This window comes from Enterococcus ratti (genome assembly GCF_001886195.1).
Classification (GTDB): domain Bacteria; phylum Bacillota; class Bacilli; order Lactobacillales; family Enterococcaceae; genus Enterococcus_B; species Enterococcus_B ratti.
Genome location: NZ_JXLB01000015.1, coordinates 42029 through 64335, shown reverse-complemented (window position 1 = coordinate 64335; position 22307 = coordinate 42029). Strand labels below are relative to the sequence as shown.

Genomic DNA, 22307 nt, shown 5'->3' with positions numbered 1-22307 from the left:
GTGATTCTTTTTAAAAGACTTAGTTATATTATCATGTGAGTTCTCACACGTCAAGTATTTTTTCACTATTCTTTTCAGAAAATTTTATTTAATTATTTCTTAAAATCAACAATATTAAAACTATCATGTAGAATGAGGAACGTCAATAACCATTCTTATGAATTTTTTCTTTTTTTTTAAAGTAACCTGTATTTTGAAGGTAAAAAAGAAAATTTTTCTGCTTAAAAAAGCTATTTTTTAATTCAGTTGAACGTTCTCCTCCTTCTCTTTATTAATGGTCGCAAAAAATTCATGCTGCTTTTGATTTTACTTCATTTACGACATTAAAAAAGAGGAACTCCTTCCACTTCGTAAGTTCCAAGAACAGTGCGCATTTGATCTGGACCCTCCCAAAGATAACCTTCACCTAATATTTCACTTTGACTTTTTTGCTCCGTTTCAAAAACAAACAATGGAATATTCTCGTGGTTAACGTGTGTGTTTGTCAATTCCATCAAATTAATTTTGCGAACATCAATATGAACAATTTCTTTTAAAAAACTAAGCATATTTGCTAACCCAGTTTTTTCTTCTGAAAGCTCTGCTAATGCAAACTCCAGTTTGTTATCAATCGAATGGACTAAAAATTTTTTTGATCCATCCTCCAAATGCAACATAATTGTACCAGCGACTTTTTTGCTTGCCAAAATTTTCACCTCGATCAACTCGTTCTGTAGCTTACATAAAAATTCTAGCATATTTTCAGAAAAAAATATACTTTTTATTTCTTATTTTCTTTCTGTTCTAATTCTCTTAACGCTTCATTTACCCATTTAGGCAACTGTTCCGCAAGCGTTGCAAAACCGATTTTTTTGTTTTTATTGGTAAAGTATCTTTTCTTTCGATAAGCAATAGCAGCATTCTTTTTTTCCAATGTGCGTAACGATAAACTAATTTTCTTCGAGTACGCATCAATATCGATAATTTGAACGGTTACTGATTGATCGATTTTCAATAAAGTATGAATGCTTTTAGTATACCCAGATTGTACTTCTGAAACGTGGATCAGACCTTGTGTTTCTTCATCTAAAGAAACAAATGCTCCATAGGGCTGTATACCAGTGATTCTTCCTTTAATTATTTGACCAATTTTATATATCATGTACTTCCCTCTCTTCGCATTTATTATTATACTGTAAATGTCTTAAAAAAAGAAGTTTGGAAAATAATCAATAGAAAACGGGGGCTTCTTATGAGCGAATTTGACAACACTATTTCAAGAAAAAACACTGAAAGTATAAAATGGGATTCAATTGTACAAACTTATCATGCGAACGACTTATTGCCTTTATGAGTAGCAAACATGGATTTCTTCTCTCCAACAGGCGTTAAAAATGTGTTTAAAAAATATATTTCTCAGGGGATTTTTGATTATTTAATCATTTCCGAAAAATTATATCAAACAATCATCCATTGAGAAAACAGAAACATCCAGTCGCTTTAGCAAAAGATAATATCATTTTTACTAGCGGCGCATTATTCAGTTTAGCTGTGCTATTCCAGCATTCACATAATCGGGTGATCGTATTCTTATACACAATCCTCTGTCATTTGCTTCGATCATCAAAAATAATCAGCAAACACTTGTACACACTCCGTTAATAAAAAAGAAAAAATTCACAATGGATTATCAAGAAATGAAAAAAAGAAATGAGCAAAAAATAAAGGCCATCTTCCTTAGCAATCTACATAATCCAAGAGTACATATTTTAAAAAAAGAAGTAGTAGTAAATTTAAGTCATCTATATTCATATTTTTCTTTTTAATGATGAGATACATCAACACATCAGTTTTTCGAAAAATTGCTTCACTTTTATGCTAACTATAGACGAAAAGTTAAACTATTCTTTGATCACATTTGCTTCTGCTATAAAAATTTTTATTATTTAGTAGCTATTAAACGTTCAATGGTTTTCATAAAAAATCTGAATTAAAAGAACTGTTTGAACACCACTTATTAATGAATCAACAACAAGAAATCAATAATTTGGATTGATCGGTACACGAGCGGCTTATGAAACTGGCAAGAAGGAGCTACATCATCTCTTGCCATATCCATATATAGAAAAAATGCATAGTTTGCATCAGTTTTTTCAAACAGTGTTTGCCCAAATTAGGCGTGATGTTTCCTGCGAAGACTTGTCTACTGTGATTGGATTTTACGGATTATGAACCAGACGATAAGGCATTAGAATCATCTTTAATTAATAAATGGAAAAGTTGTGTAAATGCTGGTATTACGTTTGATCCTGCCGACATTCTCATATGCGATTAAATTTAGCTTGTCACAAAGAAGTACTACTCGATAGTTTAACTCGCATCAAAAAAGCTTTTACGTAAATCTTAAAAAAATTTTGTCTATTTTCTACCTACTTAGACCAAGTGACAGAACAAACAAACCGAAACAGTCTATAGCCATTTCGATTTGTTCTTTTTTGTTATGAATATGAAACAAAACTAGTCTGAAATCTCCACTTCTTCAATCACTACATCATGAACTGGACGATCTTGTGGTCCGCGTTGTACATTAGCAATGTCATCTACCGTTTTCATTCCAGTTGTCACATGACCAAAAACAGTATGACGAAAATCAAGCCAAGGTGTTCCTCCATTCTTGTATGCTTCAATAATCTCCTTTGGAAAACCCGCTCCATCTAACTGATCAAGCATGTTTACTGGTACATTTTTATTATTAACAATAAAAAACTGACTCCCATTAGTATTTGGTCCCGAGTTAGCCATTGATAAAGCACCACGTAAATTGAATAATTCACGACTAAATTCATCTTCAAAGCTTTTACCGTAGATGCTTTCACCACCCATGCCTGTCCCAGTTGGATCACCGCCTTGAATCATAAAATCTGGAATGACACGATGAAAAATCACACCGTCATAATAACCTTTTTTCGCTAATTCAATAAAATTTTTGACCGTTTTAGGTGCTAGTTCTGGGAATAACTGAATCGTAATGTCCCCACGATTTGTTTTAATAACTGCTTTAGGTCCTTTTTCATTTTCTAAATTCAATTGTGGAAATACCATATGATTGTCCTCCTAAAAATTATTCCTTCTTCGTAATCATAACATATTCTAACCGTTCTCTGTTATAGGAAACTTAAGAAACTGAAAAAGAACGAATTCCTCATAAAAATGATAACCTCTTTTCAAGAAAATAACTATTTATTCGCTAACTGAATAAAAAATTCGATTTTTTATCTAAGACATTAAATTCCATCTTACTTCTTCTGTTTTTTTAATCTTTTATTTATATTTAAATTAATTATTTGAGAAGAATTCTCAATTAAATTCTGCTATAGTGTGAGTATGAGGAGGAATGTTTTTATGGAAATCTATGATATTACAATTATAGGTGCCGGACCAGTAGGAATGTTTGCTGCGTTTTATGCAGGGATGCGACAAGCAAAAACGAAAATCATTGACAGTTTACCTCAACTAGGTGGACAACTAGCAGCACTTTACCCTGAAAAATATATTTATGATATTCCCGGCTTCCCAGCAATTAAAGCAAATGAACTAGTAACTAATCTTGAAAAACAGCTCACAGCTTTCAATCATTCATTTCATTTAAATGAAGAGGTCCTTTCAATCGCTAAAGAAGAGAATCTGATTGAAATTACTACTAACAAAGACACTCATTACTCAAAAGCTGTTATTTTGACTTTGGGAAATGGTTCTTTCCAACCTAGAAAATTAAAATTATCTGAAGCCACTACTTTTGAAAATCATGGATTAGATTATTTCGTAAACAACTTAATGAAATACGCTGGGAAAAAAGTAGCCATTGCAGGTGGAGGTGATTCAGCCATCGACTGGGCATTAACGCTGGATTCAATTGCTAGTGAAGTTTATCTTATTCACCGGCGTACAGAATTTAGAGGGCATGAACACAGCGTAAATTTACTAAAAAATTCATCCGTTAATCTCTTAACTCCTTATCTCATTGATAAATTATCTGGAGAAAACGGCGAATTATCTAATATTCGTTTAAAAATGGTAAAAAGTGACGAAACCATCCATTTAATGGTGGATTCCTTAATTGTTAATTATGGCTTTACCTCCACACTTGATCAGCTCTCTTCGTGGGGCCTTGAAAGTTCTAGAAATGCGATAGTTGTAAACTCTGACATGTCGACATCAATGCCGGGAGTATATGCAGCCGGAGACATTTGTTCTTACAAAGGAAAAGTTAAATTGATAGCTACAGGTTTTGGAGAGGCTCCTACAGCAGTCAATAACGCGCTACACTTTATTAATCCTAAAGAGCGTACCCAACCGGGACACAGTACAAGTTTATACACCCAGTCGAATTCTATAAAGTAGTTTTATCACTTTATCACCTATTTTCTGCATTTAATAATACAATAAAGGAATTAGTTTTTTTACACGTATCGATTTATTGATAAAAGGAGGATTCAAGAAGAGGAAAAAATGGTTATAAAAAACGAAACTTTAGAAGACAAAGCTCATGAATTACTTAGTAGTCGGGGAGTTACGCTGGAAGATATTGCAGAACTCGTCATGTTTTTACAAAAAGATTACATTACCGATTTAACCTTAGCGGATTGCCTTGAAAGTGTTCAAGCTGTTTTGACAAAACGCGAAGTACACAATGCGATCATTACAGGAATTCAATTAGATATCTTAGCAGAAGAAAAAAAGTTGATGAGTCCGCTCCAACAAATTGTTGAAGAAGATGAAGGGTTATATGGCATTGATGAAATTCTAGCTTTATCAATTGTGAATGTTTATGGTACGATTGGCTTTACAAACTATGGCTACATTGATAAAGTAAAGCCTGGTATTTTGCAAAAATTAAATCATCATGATGCCAAAAATGTGCATACATTTTTAGATGATATCGTAGGAGCCATTGCAGCCTCTGCCGCGAGTCGACTTGCTCATCAAGAACCCGAAAAACGTAGCCACTTAACTCAATAAAGCAATAGCAAAATGCTTAGGTAAAACAAGAGGAAGCGAAAACATTTTTATTTGCTTCCTTTTTTAGCAAATAAAAATGTTTTCTTAGTTTCAGTCTGATTCTCATACTTTTTTTACTGAGCTTTTTCCAAGCATGACAAAAAAAGCGAAAAATAGCTCAATTAAAAGAAAAAATATAAGAAAGCTATGCATAAAAAATTGTTCCGGCAAAACATTGATGATCGGATCAGTGACCGGATTGAATAGCCAATCATCATTATTAAAAAATGTTTCATGAAAAAGTACAAAAAAACGATCAAATCCTATTAACATAAAAAAGCCAAAAATAACTGGAATAAACATACCAATTTGAAACGGATGAATCAACCGCCATAAACGTTTATTCTTTTTTAAATAAAAAATATAAGAAATACTTGGAATAAAAGTAATGAATAATACTGCGTAATTAAGCAAAAATAATTTTTTTACTTCATAGAAGTGATGCGCTCCGCTAGCGGACACAGGAAAATCTTGTAATCTTAGCATTTTTTGAAAAGGATGATTCAAATAAGTCATTAACTGATCAAAATTTTTTAATAATGTTCTTTGATCAAGTACTGTATGATTAAGTATCTTTAAATGTTTAATATCTAGCACATAAAGCAATCGAAAATTAATCGTTATCGTAGCTGCAAGACTAGTAAGCAAAAAAAACAAGCAAATCAACCCTGTATATTCTTTCCACATCCATTTTACATGTTTCATTTAGAATCTCCATTCATCTAATGAGTGGAGAACATAAGTTGGCGGCGTTAATAAATTAGAAACATCTTCTTCCTTAGTAAAACCCGATAATACTAATAATGTATCAATATGATTTTGGAGTCCTGCTTGAATATCTGTTTCATAGTTATCTCCTACCATAATTACTTCTTCTTTTTTCAACCCTAATTTTTCTACTGCTTTATTCATAATAATTGCTTCCGGTTTGCCAATATAAATGGGTGACGTTTGAGTAGCAGTTTCCACAAAAGAAATCACTGAACCAGCTCCGGGCAATAAGCCACGTTCTGTTGGAATATTTTTATCAGAATTTGTACCAATGAAAGTGGCACCTTTTTGTATAGCTAAAGTTGCTTTGACAATTTTTTCATATGTTAAATAATTATCCAAACCAACTACGACATAATCAGGTGTTTTTTCATCCCAAATAAACCCTGCCGCTAAAATTAAATCAATCAAACCAGCTTCACCAATAGCATAAACTTTCTTTCCTTTACCATCAGAAAGCATAAAATCAATTGTTGCTAGTGTAGCCGTATAGATAGTTTCAGGCTGTACATGTATATCAAATTCATCGTCCAATCGATGCGCGACCGTTTCTGGACTTTTTGTTGTATTGTTTGTGACAAACAAAAAAGGTAACTTCCTTTCTTGAAGTGCCTCTACAAAATGTTTTCCGGCAGGAATTGGTTCTGTTCCTCGATAAATTGTTCCATCTAAATCAATCAAATATCCTTTATAATTCATCTTTTCACTACTCTTCCCTTTTTCTTATCGTAAAATTCGCACTTGACTTGGGTTTTATTGAAGTTTTATCAGCTTTTATTTGCTCTGCCTTTCTTTTTTTTATAACTGCTTTTTTGTGGTTAGCAGAAACAGGCGCCTTTTTCTCGTCTATATACGCTCGATTTTGTTTTTTCTTTTTTCTTCGCCGCTGTGCATGCTTGTCTTTTTTCCCACTGATTTGTTCAATCACAAAATAAGCACACCCAAAATTACAATATTCATAAAGATAATCTTCTAAAGAATCAATCCGTTGTTCTGGATGCGCACGTCTGTTATCTATTCGAAAAAAACCTTTTAGTCTTAACTGTTCATAACCCCAATCACCAACGATATAATCATATTTAGACAAAATATCACTGTATCTTTCACCAAGCTTTTCTGGATCAAACCCTTCTCGATGATTAGCGACTAATCGATAATGTTTTTCTCCTATCAAAAAATTTATCTCATCTAAAAAAGTAATACTTTCCTCTTTAATTGTCTGTGCTTTAGGTTCTTCGATGATTTCTTCCAAAACATTCGTGAGCTCTTTTGTAATTGTTTGATCCTCTACGTTTTTTGATGCCTTTTTTTCATTTATTTCTGCTTCTCTCGCATACTGCGCGTTTTGCTTGGTCGACATGCTTTCACCACCTATTACTCTTATTATACCTTGTTTTTATTTGATTGGATAGTGAGCTTTTAAGTACTCACCTACTACACTACGAATAAATTCCGGAAATAAAAACTCATTTTCTCCAACTATTTCAATCGTTGGAAAGAACGGAATAAACATAAAATGGTCGACCGTTGTAAAAAGATAGTAACGCTCATTATCGATTGGTTGATTCAACCAATAAACTTGATGATTCACGGCATCGTAAGAAATCCCTCTATAAACAACTTGACCAAAAACTTTTCCACGAAACCCCATTCCTTTTATCGGATAATTGCGTAAAAAACCACGATTTTTCTCAATTTCTAACACGAGACGAATGAGATCTCTTCCTTTAAGTGAAACATTCAACAAATGCATTGGATGAGGCAAAGCCGTATGAAGATGGTCTTGATTGACAATTCCTGCTGCTAATCCGGTTAAAAATAATCCGCTATTTAACATTGCTGCCTTCGTTTGTCCCTTATATTTAACTGCTTCCAATGCTTCATGAATAAACGAATGATTATTAAAAATGTCTAAAGACAAAGGAAAAGGTAAGTTTGCTACTTTTTTCTCACTTAAGCATTGATGTCCTTGATCTAAATACCCTTTTATTTCTTGCTCATCTTCACTGAATGCTGTCATCGCTTCAGTAGCTATAGTCTTTGCCGATTTTTTTATGATTTTTTTATTTTCATCAAGTGTTAAATGAACTTCTCCAACATATTGCCCATATTTTCCTGCTGCGGCAAGTTGGACCTTATTAATTGTTTTCCCATCTATAAATAAATGGTGAGTGTGCGATCCTAAAATCACATCAATGGCTGGCAGATCTTGTGCAATTTGACTATCGTCTTGTATTCCTAAATGACTCATCAAAACAAGAACATTCACTTTTGGTCTTAATTCTTCGACTAGTTGAGGCAATATATCGTAAGGGCTACGAACATCCCAACCATTTGGACTATAAGTCAACGGAAATGGTGCAGTAAAAGCAATGAGACCAATTTTTGTGTGCTGAGCTGTTTCAATGATTTTAAAACGCTTCGCCCATTTCGGCGGTTGTAAGGTTTGCTTATCAAATAAATTGTCTAATAATACATCAAAATTGGCATGGTCATAAAGATGGTTCAACTCCTCCTTGCTATTTCCTACACCTTCATTATTGCCAATCGTTACTGCATCATAGCCAACCGTATTCATTAACTCAACATTTGCCTGACCAGCGGTCGCTTCTGATAATGGATGCCAACGATCAACAAAGTCTCCTAAATCAACTGTAATGGTCGTTGTATTTTCTTTTGTTTCGTTTTTACATTTTGTTTGATTGATGAATCTTCTGATTTTGGGCCAATTTTCTAAATGTGAATGTAAATCATTTGTATGTAAAAACACTATTTCTTCCATATTTTTTATTCGCCTCACTTTTCTTTATCATACCATAGGACGTTTCTTTGTTCACTTTGCATGTTTTTTCTCTTCAAGCAAAGATTAGAAGAAACTTTATCTTAACAGTTATAGACAAAAAAAGAAGACCGATCTTAAACCGGGCTCCTAAGTGAATATAAATTAAAAAAAGCCACAACAAATAGCAGAACGAACAACTATTTATTGGACCAACATGTCTTACTTATTTTAATCAGACACATGACGGAGCCTGCTTAGTGCTGCTTCCTTCCAGATCTGACACGCTTCACAAGCCCGTCATTGTCCTAGCCTTTCGGCAAGTAACAGTATACCTTATTTCTTTTTATTTGGCTAGCTTTTTTTCTTTTTTCTTACACGCAATTCTTTAAAAAAATCACTTAAGATTTGTCTACAATTTTTTTCTAGCACACCACCGACTACGTGAACTTGATGATTGAAGCGTTCATCTTCTAGTAAATTCATCAACGTACCAGCCACTCCACCTTTTGGATCATAAGCACCAAAATAAACTTCCTTTATCCGAGATAAAATCATAGCGCCACTGCACATAGGACAGGGCTCAAGTGTGACATATAATCGTGCTTCTTCTAAACGCCAACTACCAACTTTTTGACAAGCTTCTCTAATTGCAATCATTTCTGCATGTGTTGTTGCATCTTGAGTAGTTTCTCTTAAATTATAACCTTTTCCAATAATTTCATTATTTAAAACAACGATAGCACCAATCGGTACTTCTGCTAATTTTTCGGCTTTCTTCGCTTCTTCAAGAGCCAAAAGCATCCAATCATCATGTTTTTGATTATCCAATTCCTTAAATTCCAATTAATCCCCTACTTTTGTTTTTTTGCTTAACTTTAGCATAAGTCAAAAAGATTGTAACTAATTTTTTAACTTATGGTAGAATAAAAAAGAGGTGAAGCTAATGAACTGGACCAAAATAATGACACTTTATCCAAATGCCCAAAAAAAGAACATACCTTCCTCAAATGAAAAAATTCTTTCTTTTGCAATTGACGACTCTTTTTTATGGATTGAAAAAGAATCACTTTCTTTACAAGAAATAAAGCTTTTGAAAGCATTATTTCCTGTGACCAACACAAAGAAAAATCATCCGTGGTATCATTATTTGTTTGCAAACCAACCACTTCATCTTGAAGAAAGTTTTCGCATGATCCAATTTCAAATTCACTGACGAGAAGATTTTCTTAAACAAGAGTGGCAAGAAACCATTCATGAACTATTTTTCTATTTAGAAGATTTTTTCTTTTATACAGAAACAGATGCCTTATTAATTGAAAAAAAACATCCTGACTACCTTGATGCTTCTGAACTTAGAGGGATTTTTCTTTCATTGGATGCAGACTTTGCGATCACCACCCAAGCATTTGTAGGAACTTTTCACTTTCCTACACAAAATTTTTCAAATTTGTTTTCTGAAGAAAGAAAATTATTTTTAGAAGAAAAGAATTTTTTTGCATTACACGGTGGTACCATGTCTTTGCCAGAAGTTGCTTTACACTACTACACAAAAGACAAATTAAGTGACAATTCTTTCATTTTAGGCTATCAAAAAATGATTGCAGATGCAGATATGGAAGAAATTATTGTTGTATTATGGAAAAATTTAGGAAATATTAGTTCAGCTGCTAAATCGTTATTTCTTCATCGAAATACATTAAAGTACAGGATAGAAAGATTTCAAGAATTATCCGGATTCAACTTAAAACAAGCAAATGATTTACTTTTTTGTTACTTGCTTCTTTTACAAAATTAGTCGTTACGGAAAAACAAAAAAGCGTGTAGCCAGTAAATTGGAATAAAGAAATTTTTTTATTCGTTTTTATAGGCTTGACGCTTTTTTGATCGTTTTTAATGAATTATTTCATTTTCTCCAAAAAATGTAGTAGGCGTTCCTTAATTTCTTCCGTTGCTCCTTTTAAAGAATCCCCATGAACAGAGATTTTCTTCTTACTAGATTTAATTTTTTCTAAAATTCCCATCAAAGAATCTAGATCACTGTCAGACAAATGTTCGACGATATTTAATAATTTTTCATTTCCATCAAACGTATTCTCTACAAATTTTTTTACTTTCATACGGTTAGTCATATGATGAATTTTTTCAATGATTTTTCCTGAAACAATTACTGCTGTTGAAACACTTGCTACGGCTGCGACACCTAATCCAATCGTTACTTTTGTTGATGTTTTCATCATTACCAACTCCTTTTATTTACTTCAATCATAGCACAAATAAAAGGATAAACGAACTATTTGCCCTTTTTGCTTTTCCAAATTCAGGTGCAACTAAAAATAATGATTGGCTTTTAAACATTTGGCTCATAGCTATTTTTATTTAGGAGAGTATTGAATATTCGTTAGCACTTCCGGTAAATCATCTTCTAACTCTGCTAATTTGTTCCAAATTAATGTCATAGTTTCAAAAAACTCATGGGAAGAACAATCCGAATTCAAACTTCCTAAAGCATTAAGCCAAAGCAATTCTAATAAATAAGGTTCTTTAATTCCAGTATTTTCTTTAACGTATTCAGAAAATGCTCGTTTAAACAGTGAAGCCATATCTAATTCAGACTTAATAACAACACCTTTAATACTTTCATGAATCGAAAAGAACTCCTTTAATAGATGAACAATGCTAAAAAAATCGTCTATTACATATTCCATTAAGTAACGATCAAAGCACTTTGTTATTTCTTCAATAATTTTTTCTTTCAGTACACGTATTGATTTGAAATGAGCATAAATCGGATAAGTAGAACATCCACAAAAAGATGCTAAACTTCTTGCCGTTATTTTAGATAAACCATTTTCTTCAGCATATACCATACTTTTAAAAAGTAAATACTCTTTACTAAAATTTGTTACTCTACTCATATTATCATCCTTCCTTTTAACCGTTGATTCATTCCGCCTGTTAACAAGTTCTTTGTATTACTCCTTTAAACAAACCAAATTCTATTCAATAAAAAATAACATACATAACATTTTTTACCAATAATTAATTCCAAAGTAAAACAGAACGTTGATAAACTAACATATTTTTCTAAAACCCAAAAATTAAACATAACAAAATACAGTAAATAACAGTGTTTTTATTATTTATTTATACTATTATATGTATTATAACTTGACAAAAGAAGCAAAGAAATGAACAATAGAATAAATAATTATTAGATGCTTTTAAAATAACAACATACATAATAAAACACTCTTACTATGTGAGAATAGCACACATTAAAAGCTGTTTCCACTCACAGTTTATGTACCCCCTTATACAAAAATAAAATGGAAAGGAGCTACTTATGTTAATTGATGCGAAAAAAAAAGAGTTACTCGTACTCTACACCATCATTCAATCAAATAAATGTTCTTTACACGAACTATCTCAGATGTTATCCATTCCTAAAAGAACAATCAAAGAAATTATTCGTAAACTCAACGGATCCATTTTTCAACAATTAAACATCCAAAGATTTATTTATTCTACTCCTAAAGGTGAAATTGAATTAGATTCTCAACATAAAGAGGAAAAAGTGGCTATCTTTCACTACATGAAATTATTTTTTTTACGAGAATCAAACCGTTTTAAATTTTTAATGCTGCTGTTTGACACACCAGCGACTCCTGTTTCCAAAAAATTTTTACTGGAGCAATTATACATATCGCCCTCTTATTTAGAGAAATTGACGAATCAATTAAATAGGTCACTTAAAAAATTTCATTTACAGATTATTTCACGACAAAATTGTTACATCTTAAAAGGCAATGAATTGTCTTTTAGAGTATATATGTATATCTTTTTTTTCGATGCTTTTCAAGGAATTGATTGGCCTTTAACAAGTATTAAACTTTCTCAAGTGAAAAAGACCCCTTTATCTAATGAACTTTTATTATCAAAAAAAGCTACGAAGGCACAGGAAAAAGTTTATTTGTTGATGGCTACTTTTTTAATACGGGTTTCGCATTATCCTCTAGAAGACGCACAACTGCTAGCTATTTATGAAATAATGAAAATTTTAACAAAGACAAAAGACTTTACTGGCGAAATGAAAAATTATTTAGCAAATTTTTTGCCCGAAAAACTCGTGCAAAATGAGATACTTTATTTTAATTTTTTGCTTTGTTATTTTTTTCCAAATCTCATCCCCGAAGAACAGAAAACTTTGTTTGGATATGAATTTTCTAAAAGCAATCATCCTATTTGTCGGCACGTTTCCTTTCTAGTAAAAAAATTGGCTGAATATTTTCCAACCATTGCATCAGTTGAAAAAAAATATTATTATCATTATTTGATCATGATGTTAACTGCTTTTATTCTTTTGTTTGAAGAAAAATATGAATATTTTTATGCACTTTACTTTCCTAATATAAACTCAATAATTGATGGAGAAGATCAACAGTGGGAGAAAATACAAGAAATCATTGATACAGCATTTTTAAATTATCCGAATAAACAGTTACTTATCAATCCTCTTAGTCGTTTGATTTACACTCTTTTAAAAACAGAAGAAAAAAAAGAATTAGTCGTTCATATACAGATGAATAAAATGGCGTCCGGCAATTACCATATAAGAAATCGTTTAAAAAATATCTTTAACGATCAATTTTTACATATTACTGAAAATCCTGAGCAGGCAGATTTGATTATTACAGATTGTTTTGATTCACAACAACAAACAGCTGAAATTTTTTATCTGGACCCTAACCGGGAAAATGAACTTTGGCTCCATTTACTTCATTTAATTCAGCGTCTCCATCAGAATTAAGTTTTTTTCTTCGCTAAATAATTTTTCTTTTATGAAAATCTTCATTTAAAAATAGAAGATTTTTAAACTTACTAAAGATATTTATGACTTTCTTGCAGCTAAAAAATCAAGAAAAGCTGGATTATCCAAAAATTTTTAAAATACTTTTCGAATAATCCAGCGTTTATATCTGCCACATTTTCCTTGGCATAGGCATGAAACACGAGGAAATGACTTACTATTTGATTTTCTTTATAAAAAACATTTTTAAAAGAGCAAATTTTCTATTCAAACGTCTATACTAATTTGAATAGATGGATGCGAAATACCTAGTACTCCTCTATTTTCTTTAATCGCGACGATTGCCGCCAAACAATAAGATTAAGCGAAGCAATTGTAAGAAAGTAGAAAGCGCAGCAGCTACATAGGTTAACGCAGCGGCAAATAAAACGTGTTTAGCCATAGGTACTTCTTCTGCTGTGAGCAGACCGCCTTCACTTAAAATTTGAATGGCACGTCTTGAAGCGTTAAATTCCACAGGTAACGTGACTAGCTGAAACAAAAGTGCGAAAGAAAAAGCGAAGATTCCAATATTTATTAAAGTGGCATTCCAACTTAATAAAACACCAATCATGATTAACGGAAATGAAATCATGGAGCCAAAATTAGCTACCGGTACCAATGCCGCACGAATCTTTAATGGTACGTAATTCACTGCATCTTGTACAGCATGACCGCATTCGTGGGCAGCGACACCAATTGCAGCTACTGAAGTTGATTGTGCTGTTGCTTGCGATAAACTCAACATTTTATTGCCGGAATGATAATTATCCGTCAGATCTCCAGCAATTTGTTGTACCCCTACATCATTGATTTGTTGACTTTGTAAAATGTACTGAGCAGCTTGTGTGCCAGTAATGTTATTCTTACTTTTGATTTGATCATATTTGCGAAATGTACTGTTTACATAAGCAGATGCAATACCGGAAATAACTAACCCCATGATAACTAACAAAAATGTTGGGTCGAAAAAACCGTACATGCCATGTCCATGCATTCCAATTTCACTCCTTTTTACTTTACCTTATTTTACCATGTGTGTCTTAAAAAGAATGTGAAAATTCCTTGAGCATTTTATATTTTTTTAACAAATTCCGATTTTAATTTCATTGGTCCAAATCCATCAATTTTACAATCGATGTTGTGATCACCTTCCACCAAACGGATATTTTTTACTTTTGTTCCTTGTTTGATCGTACTTGATGCTCCTTTGACTTTTAAATCTTTAATTATTATTACACTGTCACCTTCTTCTAGTCGATTATCATTTGCATCAAGTACGATCAATCCTTCTTCTTGCTCAATAATTTCTTCACTAGTCCATTCATTCGCACATTCCGGACAAATCATTAATCCTCGATCTTCATAAGTGTATTCACAGCCGCATTGTGGGCAATTTGGTAATGTCATCTTCTTTCTCCTTTTAAAATAGCGTTGAGCATTATTGTACCGGATAATTGTCAATTTGAAAAGATGCTCATGTGATTGTAACACACTTTTTCTAATTTATTGCCTTTATAATCAAAGCTATTGCTTAGCTGTTTCTCAACATTCTTTTTTAAATAATTGGCAAATTTCTTTGATTTCTTCGTAAATTTGTGCAACTTCAGACAAATTTTTAGCAGTTGCACCACTAGCTAAGGGATGTCCTCCACCATGATATTTTTTGGCTAATTTATTAATGATTGGGCCTTTAGAACGTAAACGTACCCGATAGTACCCTTCAGGTTGCTCAACAAAAATCCCCCAAGCTAATACTTCATCAATTCTTCCCGGTAAGGAAACAATTGCTGCGGTTTCAGAATCATTAATCCCATATTCACGAAATAATTTTTGTGTTAAAATTACTTTTCCTGCCCCATTTTTATTTACTTGAAGATGTTGATACAAATAGCCTGACAGTCTTGCTATTTTCATAGAGATTTGTTCAATTTCACGATTAAGTGCACTGACATCAAAGGGATAGCCCATTAAATGTGCGGCAATCTCCAATGTTTTTGGTGTTGTCGCAGGATATAAGAAACGGCCGGTATCTCCTACAATTCCAGCATAAAGTAATCGAGCGGCACGGGCATTAAGAATCAAGTCATTGGGAAACATCAGAGTAAATGCCGCAATCATTTCACTACAGCTGCTTGCCTTAGTATCCACCCACGAAAGCTCGCCGTAAGGTTCATCATTTGGGTGATGATCAATTTTTATGAGTTTATCTCCTAATTTAAAGCGTTCATCACTAATTCTAGGTGAATTTGCTGTATCTGTAACAATGACAAGTGCTCCTTTATACATCTGATCATCAATTATTTCCATTTCTGCTAAAAAGCGTAATCCTTCAACCGTTTCCCCTACTTGATAGATTTCTTTTTGTGGAAACGTCGCCCTTAATATTTCTGCTAACCCCACTTGAGAACCTAAGGCATCTGGATCAGGCCGCAGATGTCGATGAATAATGATTCGATTGTATTTTTTTATTTGCCTTAAAATTTCAGATTGTACGGTCATAACTTTCCTACTTTCTAAGAGCGTTCCATTACTTGACAAACAATAATTGCCTTTGAAACGATCGTATTTTCAATATAGACTTCAACATCCAATTTGGCTGATCTGCGACCAATTTCTAATACTCTTGGACGAATGTCTAATTCACTTTCAAGCTGGATCAACCGAAGATAATGCAAGTTTATCTGTTCAATGATGACATTTCTTCGCTGATTCAGTATCATCGTTTTTTGTACGACATCAGAGAGAATCTCGCTTAAAACACCAAATGAAATTGTACCTACTCCATTAACCATTTGTGGAGTAACAATAAATCTAAATTTTGGATTTTCTAAAGGATTTCCCGCTCGATCTACATTAATCGTTTGAATTCCATCAGTAATCTGATCAGAAATGGTATCTGCAATCTGTGGTTGTCGTTGAACTAATTGCATTGCTTTCATGACAGCTTGTCTAGTAATCATCCCTTCAAGGATTAAATCATCTGACACTACTGGCATCACTTCTAAGCCATCCCAAATCATCTGATGACTAACAGATGCCACGCTCATTGTTTTTTTCACACTGATGGGATCTTTTGTCATCACACGATCAATGATTTGCATCGGAGATTTTCCTAATACATCTTTTGCTGTAACAATTCCCACTAATCGCATATGGCGGTTGACTACAGGAAATCGTGAATGGTGTGTTTCTTCTGATAACTTTTGATAATCTGCTACTGTATCTGTTTGTTGCAAATAATGGTTTTTTTCTACCGACATAAAGATGTCACTCACTAGCATAATATCTTTTTTAATTAACTGATCACTTAACGCTCGATTAATCATCGTCGCTACTGTAAACGTATCATAGGTCGTTTGAAGAATCGGCATCGCCAGTTCATCTGCTAAACGAGCAATCTCAGGGGTTGTATCAAAACCGCCAGTAATTAAAACTGCTGCACCATCTTCTAAAGCAAGTTTTTGAACTTCCGTACGATTTCCAACAATCATTAATGAACCTGGGGTAATATACCGCTCCATTGCATGTTTTGTCATTGCACCAATCACAAATTTATTTAACACTTTGTCTAGACCTGCCGAACCGCCAAGTACGTCTCCTTCAATAATTTTTACTACTTCACCAAATGTCAATCGTTCAATGTGTTTTTTTAGTTTGCGTTCAATTCGAATTGTCCCCACCCGCTGAATAGTAGAAACTAACCCAATATTTTCGGCGTCTTTAATTGCTCGATAAGCAGTTCCTTCGCTAACACTTAATTCTTTGGCGATGCTTCTAACTGAAATTCGATTTCCAACCGGTAATTCTTCTATATATTCTAAAATTAAGTCATGTTTTGTTGCCATATTTTTCCCTACACTTCCAGCATTTCTGAAACGCTCATTATTTTTCCTTCATTTTTTCCCAGCCTTGCTATAAAGGATTGAGGATCTTGTTGAATAACAGGAAATGTATTGTAATGAATAGGCACAACTAACTTAGCACCGATTCGCTTTGCTGCTCTTACCGCATCTTCTGGCCCCATAGTGTAGTTATCACCAATCGGTAAAAATGCTACATCAATTGAAAACTGTTCTGCCAATAAAGACAGATCGCTAAAATCAGCAGTATCTCCTGCGTGATAAACCGTTTTTCCTTCTGCTTGAATGATGATTCCGCTAGGTTCACCCATATAGCGAAGACTATCACCAATTACATAACTAGAGCTATGCTGCGCAGGAACAAACTTTACTAAGCCAAATGGAAATTCATATTTTCCACCAATGTTCATTCCATGACTTTTCAATCCTAAACTTTCAGCATAATCTGTTATTTCAACAATACTTATAACTGTGGCATCATTTTTCCTAGCAATAGGTACCATGTCACCAATATGATCACTATGCCCATGAGTAACCAATATCCAATCTGCTATCACTTCATCGACAGTTAAATCAGTCATTGGATTACCTGTAATAAATGGATCAATGATGAGTCGCTGTCCATTTTTCATTTCAAAGGATAAACAAGAATGCCCATGATAAGTAATTCTCACTTCTCTCACTCCTCTTGCTTTTTTGTTTCTTCACCAAATAAATCAATTTCATCTAATGAGAATTTTTTCAAACAATAGTACAGTATATACAAAGTATTGTAACAGATAATACAGTTTGTACCAAGCCTCAACTCCCTTGCCAAAAATAAATTTATGTCTCCCAATTCACAGAAATAAAAGAAATGATCTTCTCCAAAACTTTCTAATAAGCTTGATATTTCTGTCTAATTTTTTACGGCACTTAACTAGTTCTTCTTTTTTAAACCTAATTAAAGTATTCATGCCACGAGAAGCCCCTGCGTGACACACACAATAAATCTCCTATTTGGTAAATCCAACTTTATCTTGTAAATTCTCTTGTTTTTATCGTCTAAATAAGCAGAAATAACCGTTCTCACAAAAAAGCTAAAGAAATAAATAAAATTTTAGTAGCGATTACTTCATAAAAAAGGACATGAAAATATTTCCCCAGTTGACGGGAATAAATTATCTTCACATCCTTTACTCATTTACACTATTTTCTACTTTTACGTTGGGCAGCTTCCATAATCACTGGTAAAATCACCGGACGACGTCTTGTCTGCTCAAATAAATATCGCCCTAACTGATCTCTAATATCTTGTTTCAATTTACTCCATTCAAAGTCGTTACTTTCTAAATGTTTTTCAACAATCTCTTCAATCATCGTACTGCTTTCTTTCATTAAATCACGACTTGCCTTAACATAGACAAAACCTCGAGAAGTGATTTGAGGTTTTGAAATGATTTTCTTTTCACGACGACTGATTGTCACCACCGCCACAAAAATACCATCTTCTGACAATATTTTACGATCGCGCAAAACGATGTTGCCGATATCACCAATTCCTAGACCGTCAATCATCACGTTTTCAGCACTAATCGTTCCTGACACACTCATTCGTTCATTTTTGTATTCTAAGACATCACCACGACCTGTAATGTAAATATTTTTATAAGGAATACCCACAGTATGAGCCAGATCCGCATGAGCCGCTAATTCACGATATTCACCTTGTACAGGAATAAAATAGGTCGGTTTCATGAAATTAAGCATCAATTGCAAATCATTGGGATTCGCATGTCCTGAAACACGCATATTTTCAGAAATTAATTTCACAGTTCCTCCTGCACGGAAAACTATATCTTCCGTTTTAGCTACCATTGTTTCCATCGCAATGCTCGGTGTTGTTGTAATATAAACAAGATCTCCTTCTTCAATCTTAATATTACGATGTGTTTTATTAGCCATTTTTTGCAATGATTTGATTGGTTCACCCATACGTCCGGTTTCTAAAATAATGAGTTCTTCAGGTCGATACTTCTTCATGTCCTTCAACGTAACAAGTAAATCTTCATGAGGCAATTGCAGTTTTTCTAAACGCATGGCTGTTCGGATGATTCTTTCAAAGTCTTGTCCAGTCAATACTACTTTTCTTTGCGCTTTGTCAGCTGCATCAAGAATTTGTTGGACGCGTTGAAGATTGCTTGCTACACAAGCAACAATAATTCTCCCATCCCAATATTTGATGGTATCAAAGACTTCATCTGCAATTTGTAATTCTGATGCTACAGGAACAGGATTTTCAGCATTTGCTGATTCACTAAGCAAAGCTAACACTCCTTCTTTACCAATCTCTGCCAAGCGTACATAATCAGTCTGATACATAGGAATTGCTGTCTGATCAAATTTAAAATCACCAGTATACACAATACTGCCTTCTTTAGTTTTTAAATTAATTCCTACAGAATCTGGTATCGTATGCGTCGTACGGAAAAAGCTCACCACTGTTTCACCAAAATCAATTTCCGTATGTTCATCCACTACATGAAAATCCTTGAATCTCTTAGCTGCTTCGTTTCGGCCAACACTTAATTTAGCTAATTCAATCGTAAGCTCTGTTCCAAATACCGGCACAGATAACTTTGATAATAAATAAGGCAACGCACCAATTGAATCTGCATGTCCATGCGTCAAAAAGACTCCTGCTACTCGCTCCACATTTTCTTCTAAATACGTAAAGTCTGGAATCACAACATCAATTCCTAACAATTCGTTTTCAGGATATTTTAGACCACAATCTAACACAAAAATATCTTCTCCTACTTCGGCTATATACATATTTTTCCCATTTTCACGTACCCCGCCTAAAGGGATAATCTTAATCGTATGCACCACTTTCACCTCTTCTTATGATGCCTAAGTTTAAAGACATCGATTTTCTTTTTTTATTAAATAGATGATTCATTTTAATGAACAACTCATCTTTGCTTATACTCCTTTTATGTATGATTTTTTGCTATCAAATAAAAAGTAGCTATTTGGCAGTTGTTTCAATTAACTGATTGTTAGTTTTAAACAAATTTTATTGGATAAATGAATCGTTTATTTTCAAAATACAAAAGCCGACATCATCAAAATCGACTATTCTTTCCTATTATACAACAAAATAGATAAATCGCTAGCGTCTGCCATTTTCAAAAAACAAGGCAACAATATTTTTTTAAGAAACAAAAATAAACTTCACTTTTCATTCTTAGCAGCACATAACCTTTAGAACATATTCGCTCATTTTCTTCACTCATCTATTGCAAATATACTTTAGCTATTTTAACATATTTTTATGAATAACTATAGCAAGATTGGCTACATACTAATTTTCTGAAGAAAGAAGGTCTATGCTTAAGTTTTCATTTTTTATTCCCTATCCAGTAACTTTTAAACATGCTACAAAAAAATGATATAAGATGAATTTTATAAAGCAACACACAAAAGTGTAAAAATCAATAGCATCGATCCTTTTCATCATTGAAAGAACTACACCCTTTTTATTTTTAGATTATCCCTAGTTACTTGACTGAACCTTTTACAAATCTTACTGAACTGATTACCAAAAACGAAAATAGGAGCTGTCATTTTCTTAAAAATTAATTAAGATAGTTCAGTTTTGAAAATTTCCCCTAGAGATATCTACCACTAAAAAAAGACCGCAGACTAGGTTAATTCCTTTTCTCTACGATCTTAGCTTATTAAATTAAAAAGAGTATCTTTTCTTTAGATTTACTCAAACTAATTCTCAAATTTTTTATTTTCTATCCTCTTTTTTAGAGAATTTTTCCTTAACATCCTCAAAGCCTTCTTTAAGTTCATCACCGAGATCGCGTGCTTTTTTCTTAATATCTGCTCCAAGTGATTGAGCCTTACCTTCAGCTTCTTTACTCTTATCATTTGTGACTTTTCCGTATGCTTCTTTTCCTTCACCAACTACTTTATCTTTTGCATCTTCTGAACGACCTTTTAAATCTGCCATCTTAATTCCTCCCTTAATTTTTCATGTCTAACTATCATTAGGGTATCATCAACAGAGCAAACAGACAAACAGTATGCTCTCAGATTGTTTTTCAAAAGTTCCCCAAACTTTGATTTCGTTCTTTTTGTCGAATCAATTTCATTTTTTTCCTCTTTCCTGTTCATTATCCAAGTTATCATAGGCGCCATTTTTCTAAAATATGTTTTAAACAGCTCGCCAAAGAACAGCAAAAAATTATTTTAAGTACCTCTACTAACTTTGATTACTGTGTATTAGTCACTCACTAATAAGAAAGTCCTTTCTACTATTTCAGAAATAGTGAGTATTAATTTTTTAGCTTACTGCAAACCAATTGCAATCGCGATCATAATAAAAATTGTGCCTAATAGGAAAAAGAAACCTTGCATTTTTATTTGAAATTTTGCCCATTAAAATTATACAGTAAAAAAATTATTTAGACATTAATTATATATTAAAAGAATATATTACATTTATACAAGTAAATTTTTACAAATTTAAAAAACTAGTTTTTATTGATGAAAAATGATTAATTTTAAATTAAAAATATATTTATTTTATTATTTTAAGATAAAAAAATTATTTTTTATCATTTTATCAAAGAGTATATAAACATATTTTATAAGTAAATATTTATTAATATTCATTTATCCTCCTTTATTAATCAAAGAATAAAATAGATAGACCAATAGAAACGTTATTTATCTAAGACTTTTTTTAATCAATGAACAATCTTCGTTGCAATATTCATAACTAATGTACTATAATTGCAATGTAAAGAGTTTTGGGGAAGACTCTTTCATCAACGTGTATTAAGAGACAAGAAAGAATTCAAATGAATTCTTTCTTGTCTCTTTTATACCAATTTTATATGTAAAATTTTTTGTAAAGCGCTTTTTATTGGTAAACTGTCTGTTTTTCCTACCAAAAATGAAACAATGTTTGTTTAACGTTTAACCATTTTCTCATTAAAAAAATGTAAATAAG

At 32.7% G+C, this 22307-nt stretch carries 20 protein-coding genes, 1 other RNA gene and 2 pseudogenes; 5 read left to right on the top strand and 18 right to left on the bottom strand.

Annotated elements, in window-relative coordinates; genetic code table 11:
* Positions 1–323: 323 nt before the first annotated feature.
* The gene (locus RV14_RS08410) at positions 324–686 is read right to left on the bottom strand and encodes a hypothetical protein (protein WP_071855824.1); all 363 of its coding nucleotides are present in this window, start codon (positions 684–686) and stop codon (positions 324–326) included.
* 74 nt (positions 687–760) lie between these two features.
* Positions 761–1141 (bottom strand): CvfD/Ygs/GSP13 family RNA-binding post-transcriptional regulator, encoded by a 381-nt coding sequence (locus tag RV14_RS08405; RefSeq protein ID WP_071855823.1) that lies wholly within the window; start codon positions 1139–1141, stop codon positions 761–763.
* Positions 1142–1231: 90 nt separating this feature from the next.
* Here RV14_RS08405 and RV14_RS08400 point away from each other — a divergent pair.
* Positions 1232–2379 (top strand): annotated as a pseudogene (locus RV14_RS08400) (aminotransferase class I/II-fold pyridoxal phosphate-dependent enzyme).
* Between the two features lie 117 nt (positions 2380–2496).
* Here RV14_RS08400 and RV14_RS08395 read toward each other — a convergent pair.
* Entirely contained in the window at positions 2497–3081 is a 585-nt protein-coding gene (locus RV14_RS08395) for a peptidylprolyl isomerase (protein ID WP_071855822.1), read from the bottom strand.
* Between the two features lie 300 nt (positions 3082–3381).
* Here RV14_RS08395 and RV14_RS08390 point away from each other — a divergent pair, with 300 nt between their 5' ends.
* Positions 3382–4380 (top strand): NAD(P)/FAD-dependent oxidoreductase, encoded by a 999-nt coding sequence (locus RV14_RS08390; RefSeq protein ID WP_071855821.1) that lies wholly within the window; start codon positions 3382–3384, stop codon positions 4378–4380.
* Between the two features lie 108 nt (positions 4381–4488).
* Complete coding sequence (locus tag RV14_RS08385) at positions 4489–4998, top strand: phosphatidylglycerophosphatase A family protein (RefSeq protein ID WP_071855820.1); 510 nt, start codon at positions 4489–4491, stop codon at positions 4996–4998.
* A gap of 102 nt (positions 4999–5100) precedes the next feature.
* Here the strand turns inward: RV14_RS08385 and RV14_RS08380 are convergent, their stop codons facing one another.
* From RV14_RS08380 to tadA, 6 genes are all read right to left on the bottom strand, one after another.
* Entirely contained in the window at positions 5101–5742 is a 642-nt protein-coding gene (locus tag RV14_RS08380) for a TIGR01906 family membrane protein (RefSeq protein ID WP_071855819.1), read from the bottom strand.
* Entirely contained in the window at positions 5743–6507 is a 765-nt protein-coding gene (locus tag RV14_RS08375) for a TIGR01457 family HAD-type hydrolase (RefSeq protein ID WP_071855818.1), read from the bottom strand.
* A 7-nt stretch (positions 6508–6514) separates the two neighbouring features.
* Positions 6515–7168, bottom strand: coding sequence for a YutD family protein (locus tag RV14_RS08370; RefSeq protein WP_071855817.1), 654 nt, complete (start codon positions 7166–7168; stop codon positions 6515–6517).
* Between the two features lie 36 nt (positions 7169–7204).
* Positions 7205–8590, bottom strand: coding sequence for a bifunctional metallophosphatase/5'-nucleotidase (locus tag RV14_RS08365; RefSeq protein ID WP_071855816.1), 1386 nt, complete (start codon positions 8588–8590; stop codon positions 7205–7207).
* A gap of 225 nt (positions 8591–8815) precedes the next feature.
* Positions 8816–8902, bottom strand: an RNA gene (gene ffs, locus RV14_RS08360) — signal recognition particle sRNA small type.
* Positions 8903–8941: 39 nt separating this feature from the next.
* Positions 8942–9433 (bottom strand): tRNA adenosine(34) deaminase TadA, encoded by a 492-nt coding sequence (gene tadA / locus RV14_RS08355; protein ID WP_217265351.1) that lies wholly within the window; start codon positions 9431–9433, stop codon positions 8942–8944.
* A gap of 100 nt (positions 9434–9533) precedes the next feature.
* Here tadA and RV14_RS08350 point away from each other — a divergent pair.
* Positions 9534–10385, top strand: a pseudogene (locus RV14_RS08350) (helix-turn-helix domain-containing protein).
* 103 nt (positions 10386–10488) lie between these two features.
* On the opposite strand, the gene RV14_RS08345 reads toward RV14_RS08350, so the two are convergent.
* Both RV14_RS08345 and RV14_RS08340 read right to left on the bottom strand, forming a co-directional pair.
* The gene (locus RV14_RS08345) at positions 10489–10824 is read right to left on the bottom strand and encodes a hypothetical protein (RefSeq protein ID WP_071855815.1); all 336 of its coding nucleotides are present in this window, start codon (positions 10822–10824) and stop codon (positions 10489–10491) included.
* Positions 10825–10962: 138 nt separating this feature from the next.
* Positions 10963–11505, bottom strand: coding sequence for a TetR/AcrR family transcriptional regulator (locus tag RV14_RS08340; protein WP_071855814.1), 543 nt, complete (start codon positions 11503–11505; stop codon positions 10963–10965).
* 428 nt (positions 11506–11933) lie between these two features.
* On the opposite strand from RV14_RS08340, the gene RV14_RS08335 reads away from it, so the two are divergent.
* A complete protein-coding gene (locus RV14_RS08335; RefSeq protein WP_071855813.1) occupies positions 11934–13397 on the top strand; it encodes a helix-turn-helix domain-containing protein in 1464 nt (487 codons plus the stop codon).
* 328 nt (positions 13398–13725) lie between these two features.
* Here RV14_RS08335 and RV14_RS08330 read toward each other — a convergent pair whose 3' ends face one another.
* The 7 genes from RV14_RS08330 to RV14_RS08300 form a co-directional block, all read right to left on the bottom strand.
* Positions 13726–14433 (bottom strand): zinc metallopeptidase, encoded by a 708-nt coding sequence (locus RV14_RS08330; RefSeq protein WP_071855812.1) that lies wholly within the window; start codon positions 14431–14433, stop codon positions 13726–13728.
* Positions 14434–14510: 77 nt separating this feature from the next.
* Positions 14511–14846: a zinc ribbon domain-containing protein YjdM gene (locus RV14_RS08325; protein WP_071855811.1), complete on the bottom strand. Its 336-nt coding sequence runs from the start codon at positions 14844–14846 to the stop codon at positions 14511–14513.
* A gap of 135 nt (positions 14847–14981) precedes the next feature.
* Positions 14982–15938, bottom strand: coding sequence for a DHH family phosphoesterase (locus RV14_RS08320; protein WP_071855810.1), 957 nt, complete (start codon positions 15936–15938; stop codon positions 14982–14984).
* Between the two features lie 14 nt (positions 15939–15952).
* Positions 15953–17284, bottom strand: coding sequence for a DRTGG domain-containing protein (locus tag RV14_RS08315; protein ID WP_071855809.1), 1332 nt, complete (start codon positions 17282–17284; stop codon positions 15953–15955).
* Between the two features lie 8 nt (positions 17285–17292).
* A complete protein-coding gene (locus RV14_RS08310; protein ID WP_071855808.1) occupies positions 17293–17973 on the bottom strand; it encodes a metal-dependent hydrolase in 681 nt (226 codons plus the stop codon).
* A 514-nt stretch (positions 17974–18487) separates the two neighbouring features.
* A complete protein-coding gene (locus tag RV14_RS08305; protein ID WP_071855827.1) occupies positions 18488–20167 on the bottom strand; it encodes a ribonuclease J in 1680 nt (559 codons plus the stop codon).
* Positions 20168–21077: 910 nt separating this feature from the next.
* Positions 21078–21302: a CsbD family protein gene (locus RV14_RS08300; RefSeq protein ID WP_071855807.1), complete on the bottom strand. Its 225-nt coding sequence runs from the start codon at positions 21300–21302 to the stop codon at positions 21078–21080.
* Positions 21303–22307 lie beyond the last annotated feature (1005 nt).

Coding starts and splice junctions, on each gene's coding strand:
- RV14_RS08395 (WP_071855822.1), bottom strand. CDS start 3,081: ATGGTATTTCCACAATTGAATTTAGAAAATGAAAAAGGACCTAAAGCA.
- RV14_RS08370 (WP_071855817.1), bottom strand. CDS start 7,168: ATGTCGACCAAGCAAAACGCGCAGTATGCGAGAGAAGCAGAAATAAAT.
- RV14_RS08320 (WP_071855810.1), bottom strand. CDS start 15,938: ATGACCGTACAATCTGAAATTTTAAGGCAAATAAAAAAATACAATCGA.
- RV14_RS08375 (WP_071855818.1), bottom strand. CDS start 6,507: ATGAATTATAAAGGATATTTGATTGATTTAGATGGAACAATTTATCGA.
- RV14_RS08385 (WP_071855820.1), top strand. CDS start 4,489: ATGGTTATAAAAAACGAAACTTTAGAAGACAAAGCTCATGAATTACTT.
- RV14_RS08380 (WP_071855819.1), bottom strand. CDS start 5,742: ATGAAACATGTAAAATGGATGTGGAAAGAATATACAGGGTTGATTTGC.
- RV14_RS08345 (WP_071855815.1), bottom strand. CDS start 10,824: ATGAAAACATCAACAAAAGTAACGATTGGATTAGGTGTCGCAGCCGTA.
- RV14_RS08325 (WP_071855811.1), bottom strand. CDS start 14,846: ATGACATTACCAAATTGCCCACAATGCGGCTGTGAATACACTTATGAA.
- RV14_RS08340 (WP_071855814.1), bottom strand. CDS start 11,505: ATGAGTAGAGTAACAAATTTTAGTAAAGAGTATTTACTTTTTAAAAGT.
- RV14_RS08365 (WP_071855816.1), bottom strand. CDS start 8,590: ATGGAAGAAATAGTGTTTTTACATACAAATGATTTACATTCACATTTA.
- RV14_RS08330 (WP_071855812.1), bottom strand. CDS start 14,433: ATGCATGGACATGGCATGTACGGTTTTTTCGACCCAACATTTTTGTTA.
- RV14_RS08405 (WP_071855823.1), bottom strand. CDS start 1,141: ATGATATATAAAATTGGTCAAATAATTAAAGGAAGAATCACTGGTATA.
- RV14_RS08335 (WP_071855813.1), top strand. CDS start 11,934: ATGTTAATTGATGCGAAAAAAAAAGAGTTACTCGTACTCTACACCATC.
- RV14_RS08390 (WP_071855821.1), top strand. CDS start 3,382: ATGGAAATCTATGATATTACAATTATAGGTGCCGGACCAGTAGGAATG.
- RV14_RS08300 (WP_071855807.1), bottom strand. CDS start 21,302: ATGGCAGATTTAAAAGGTCGTTCAGAAGATGCAAAAGATAAAGTAGTT.
- RV14_RS08315 (WP_071855809.1), bottom strand. CDS start 17,284: ATGGCAACAAAACATGACTTAATTTTAGAATATATAGAAGAATTACCG.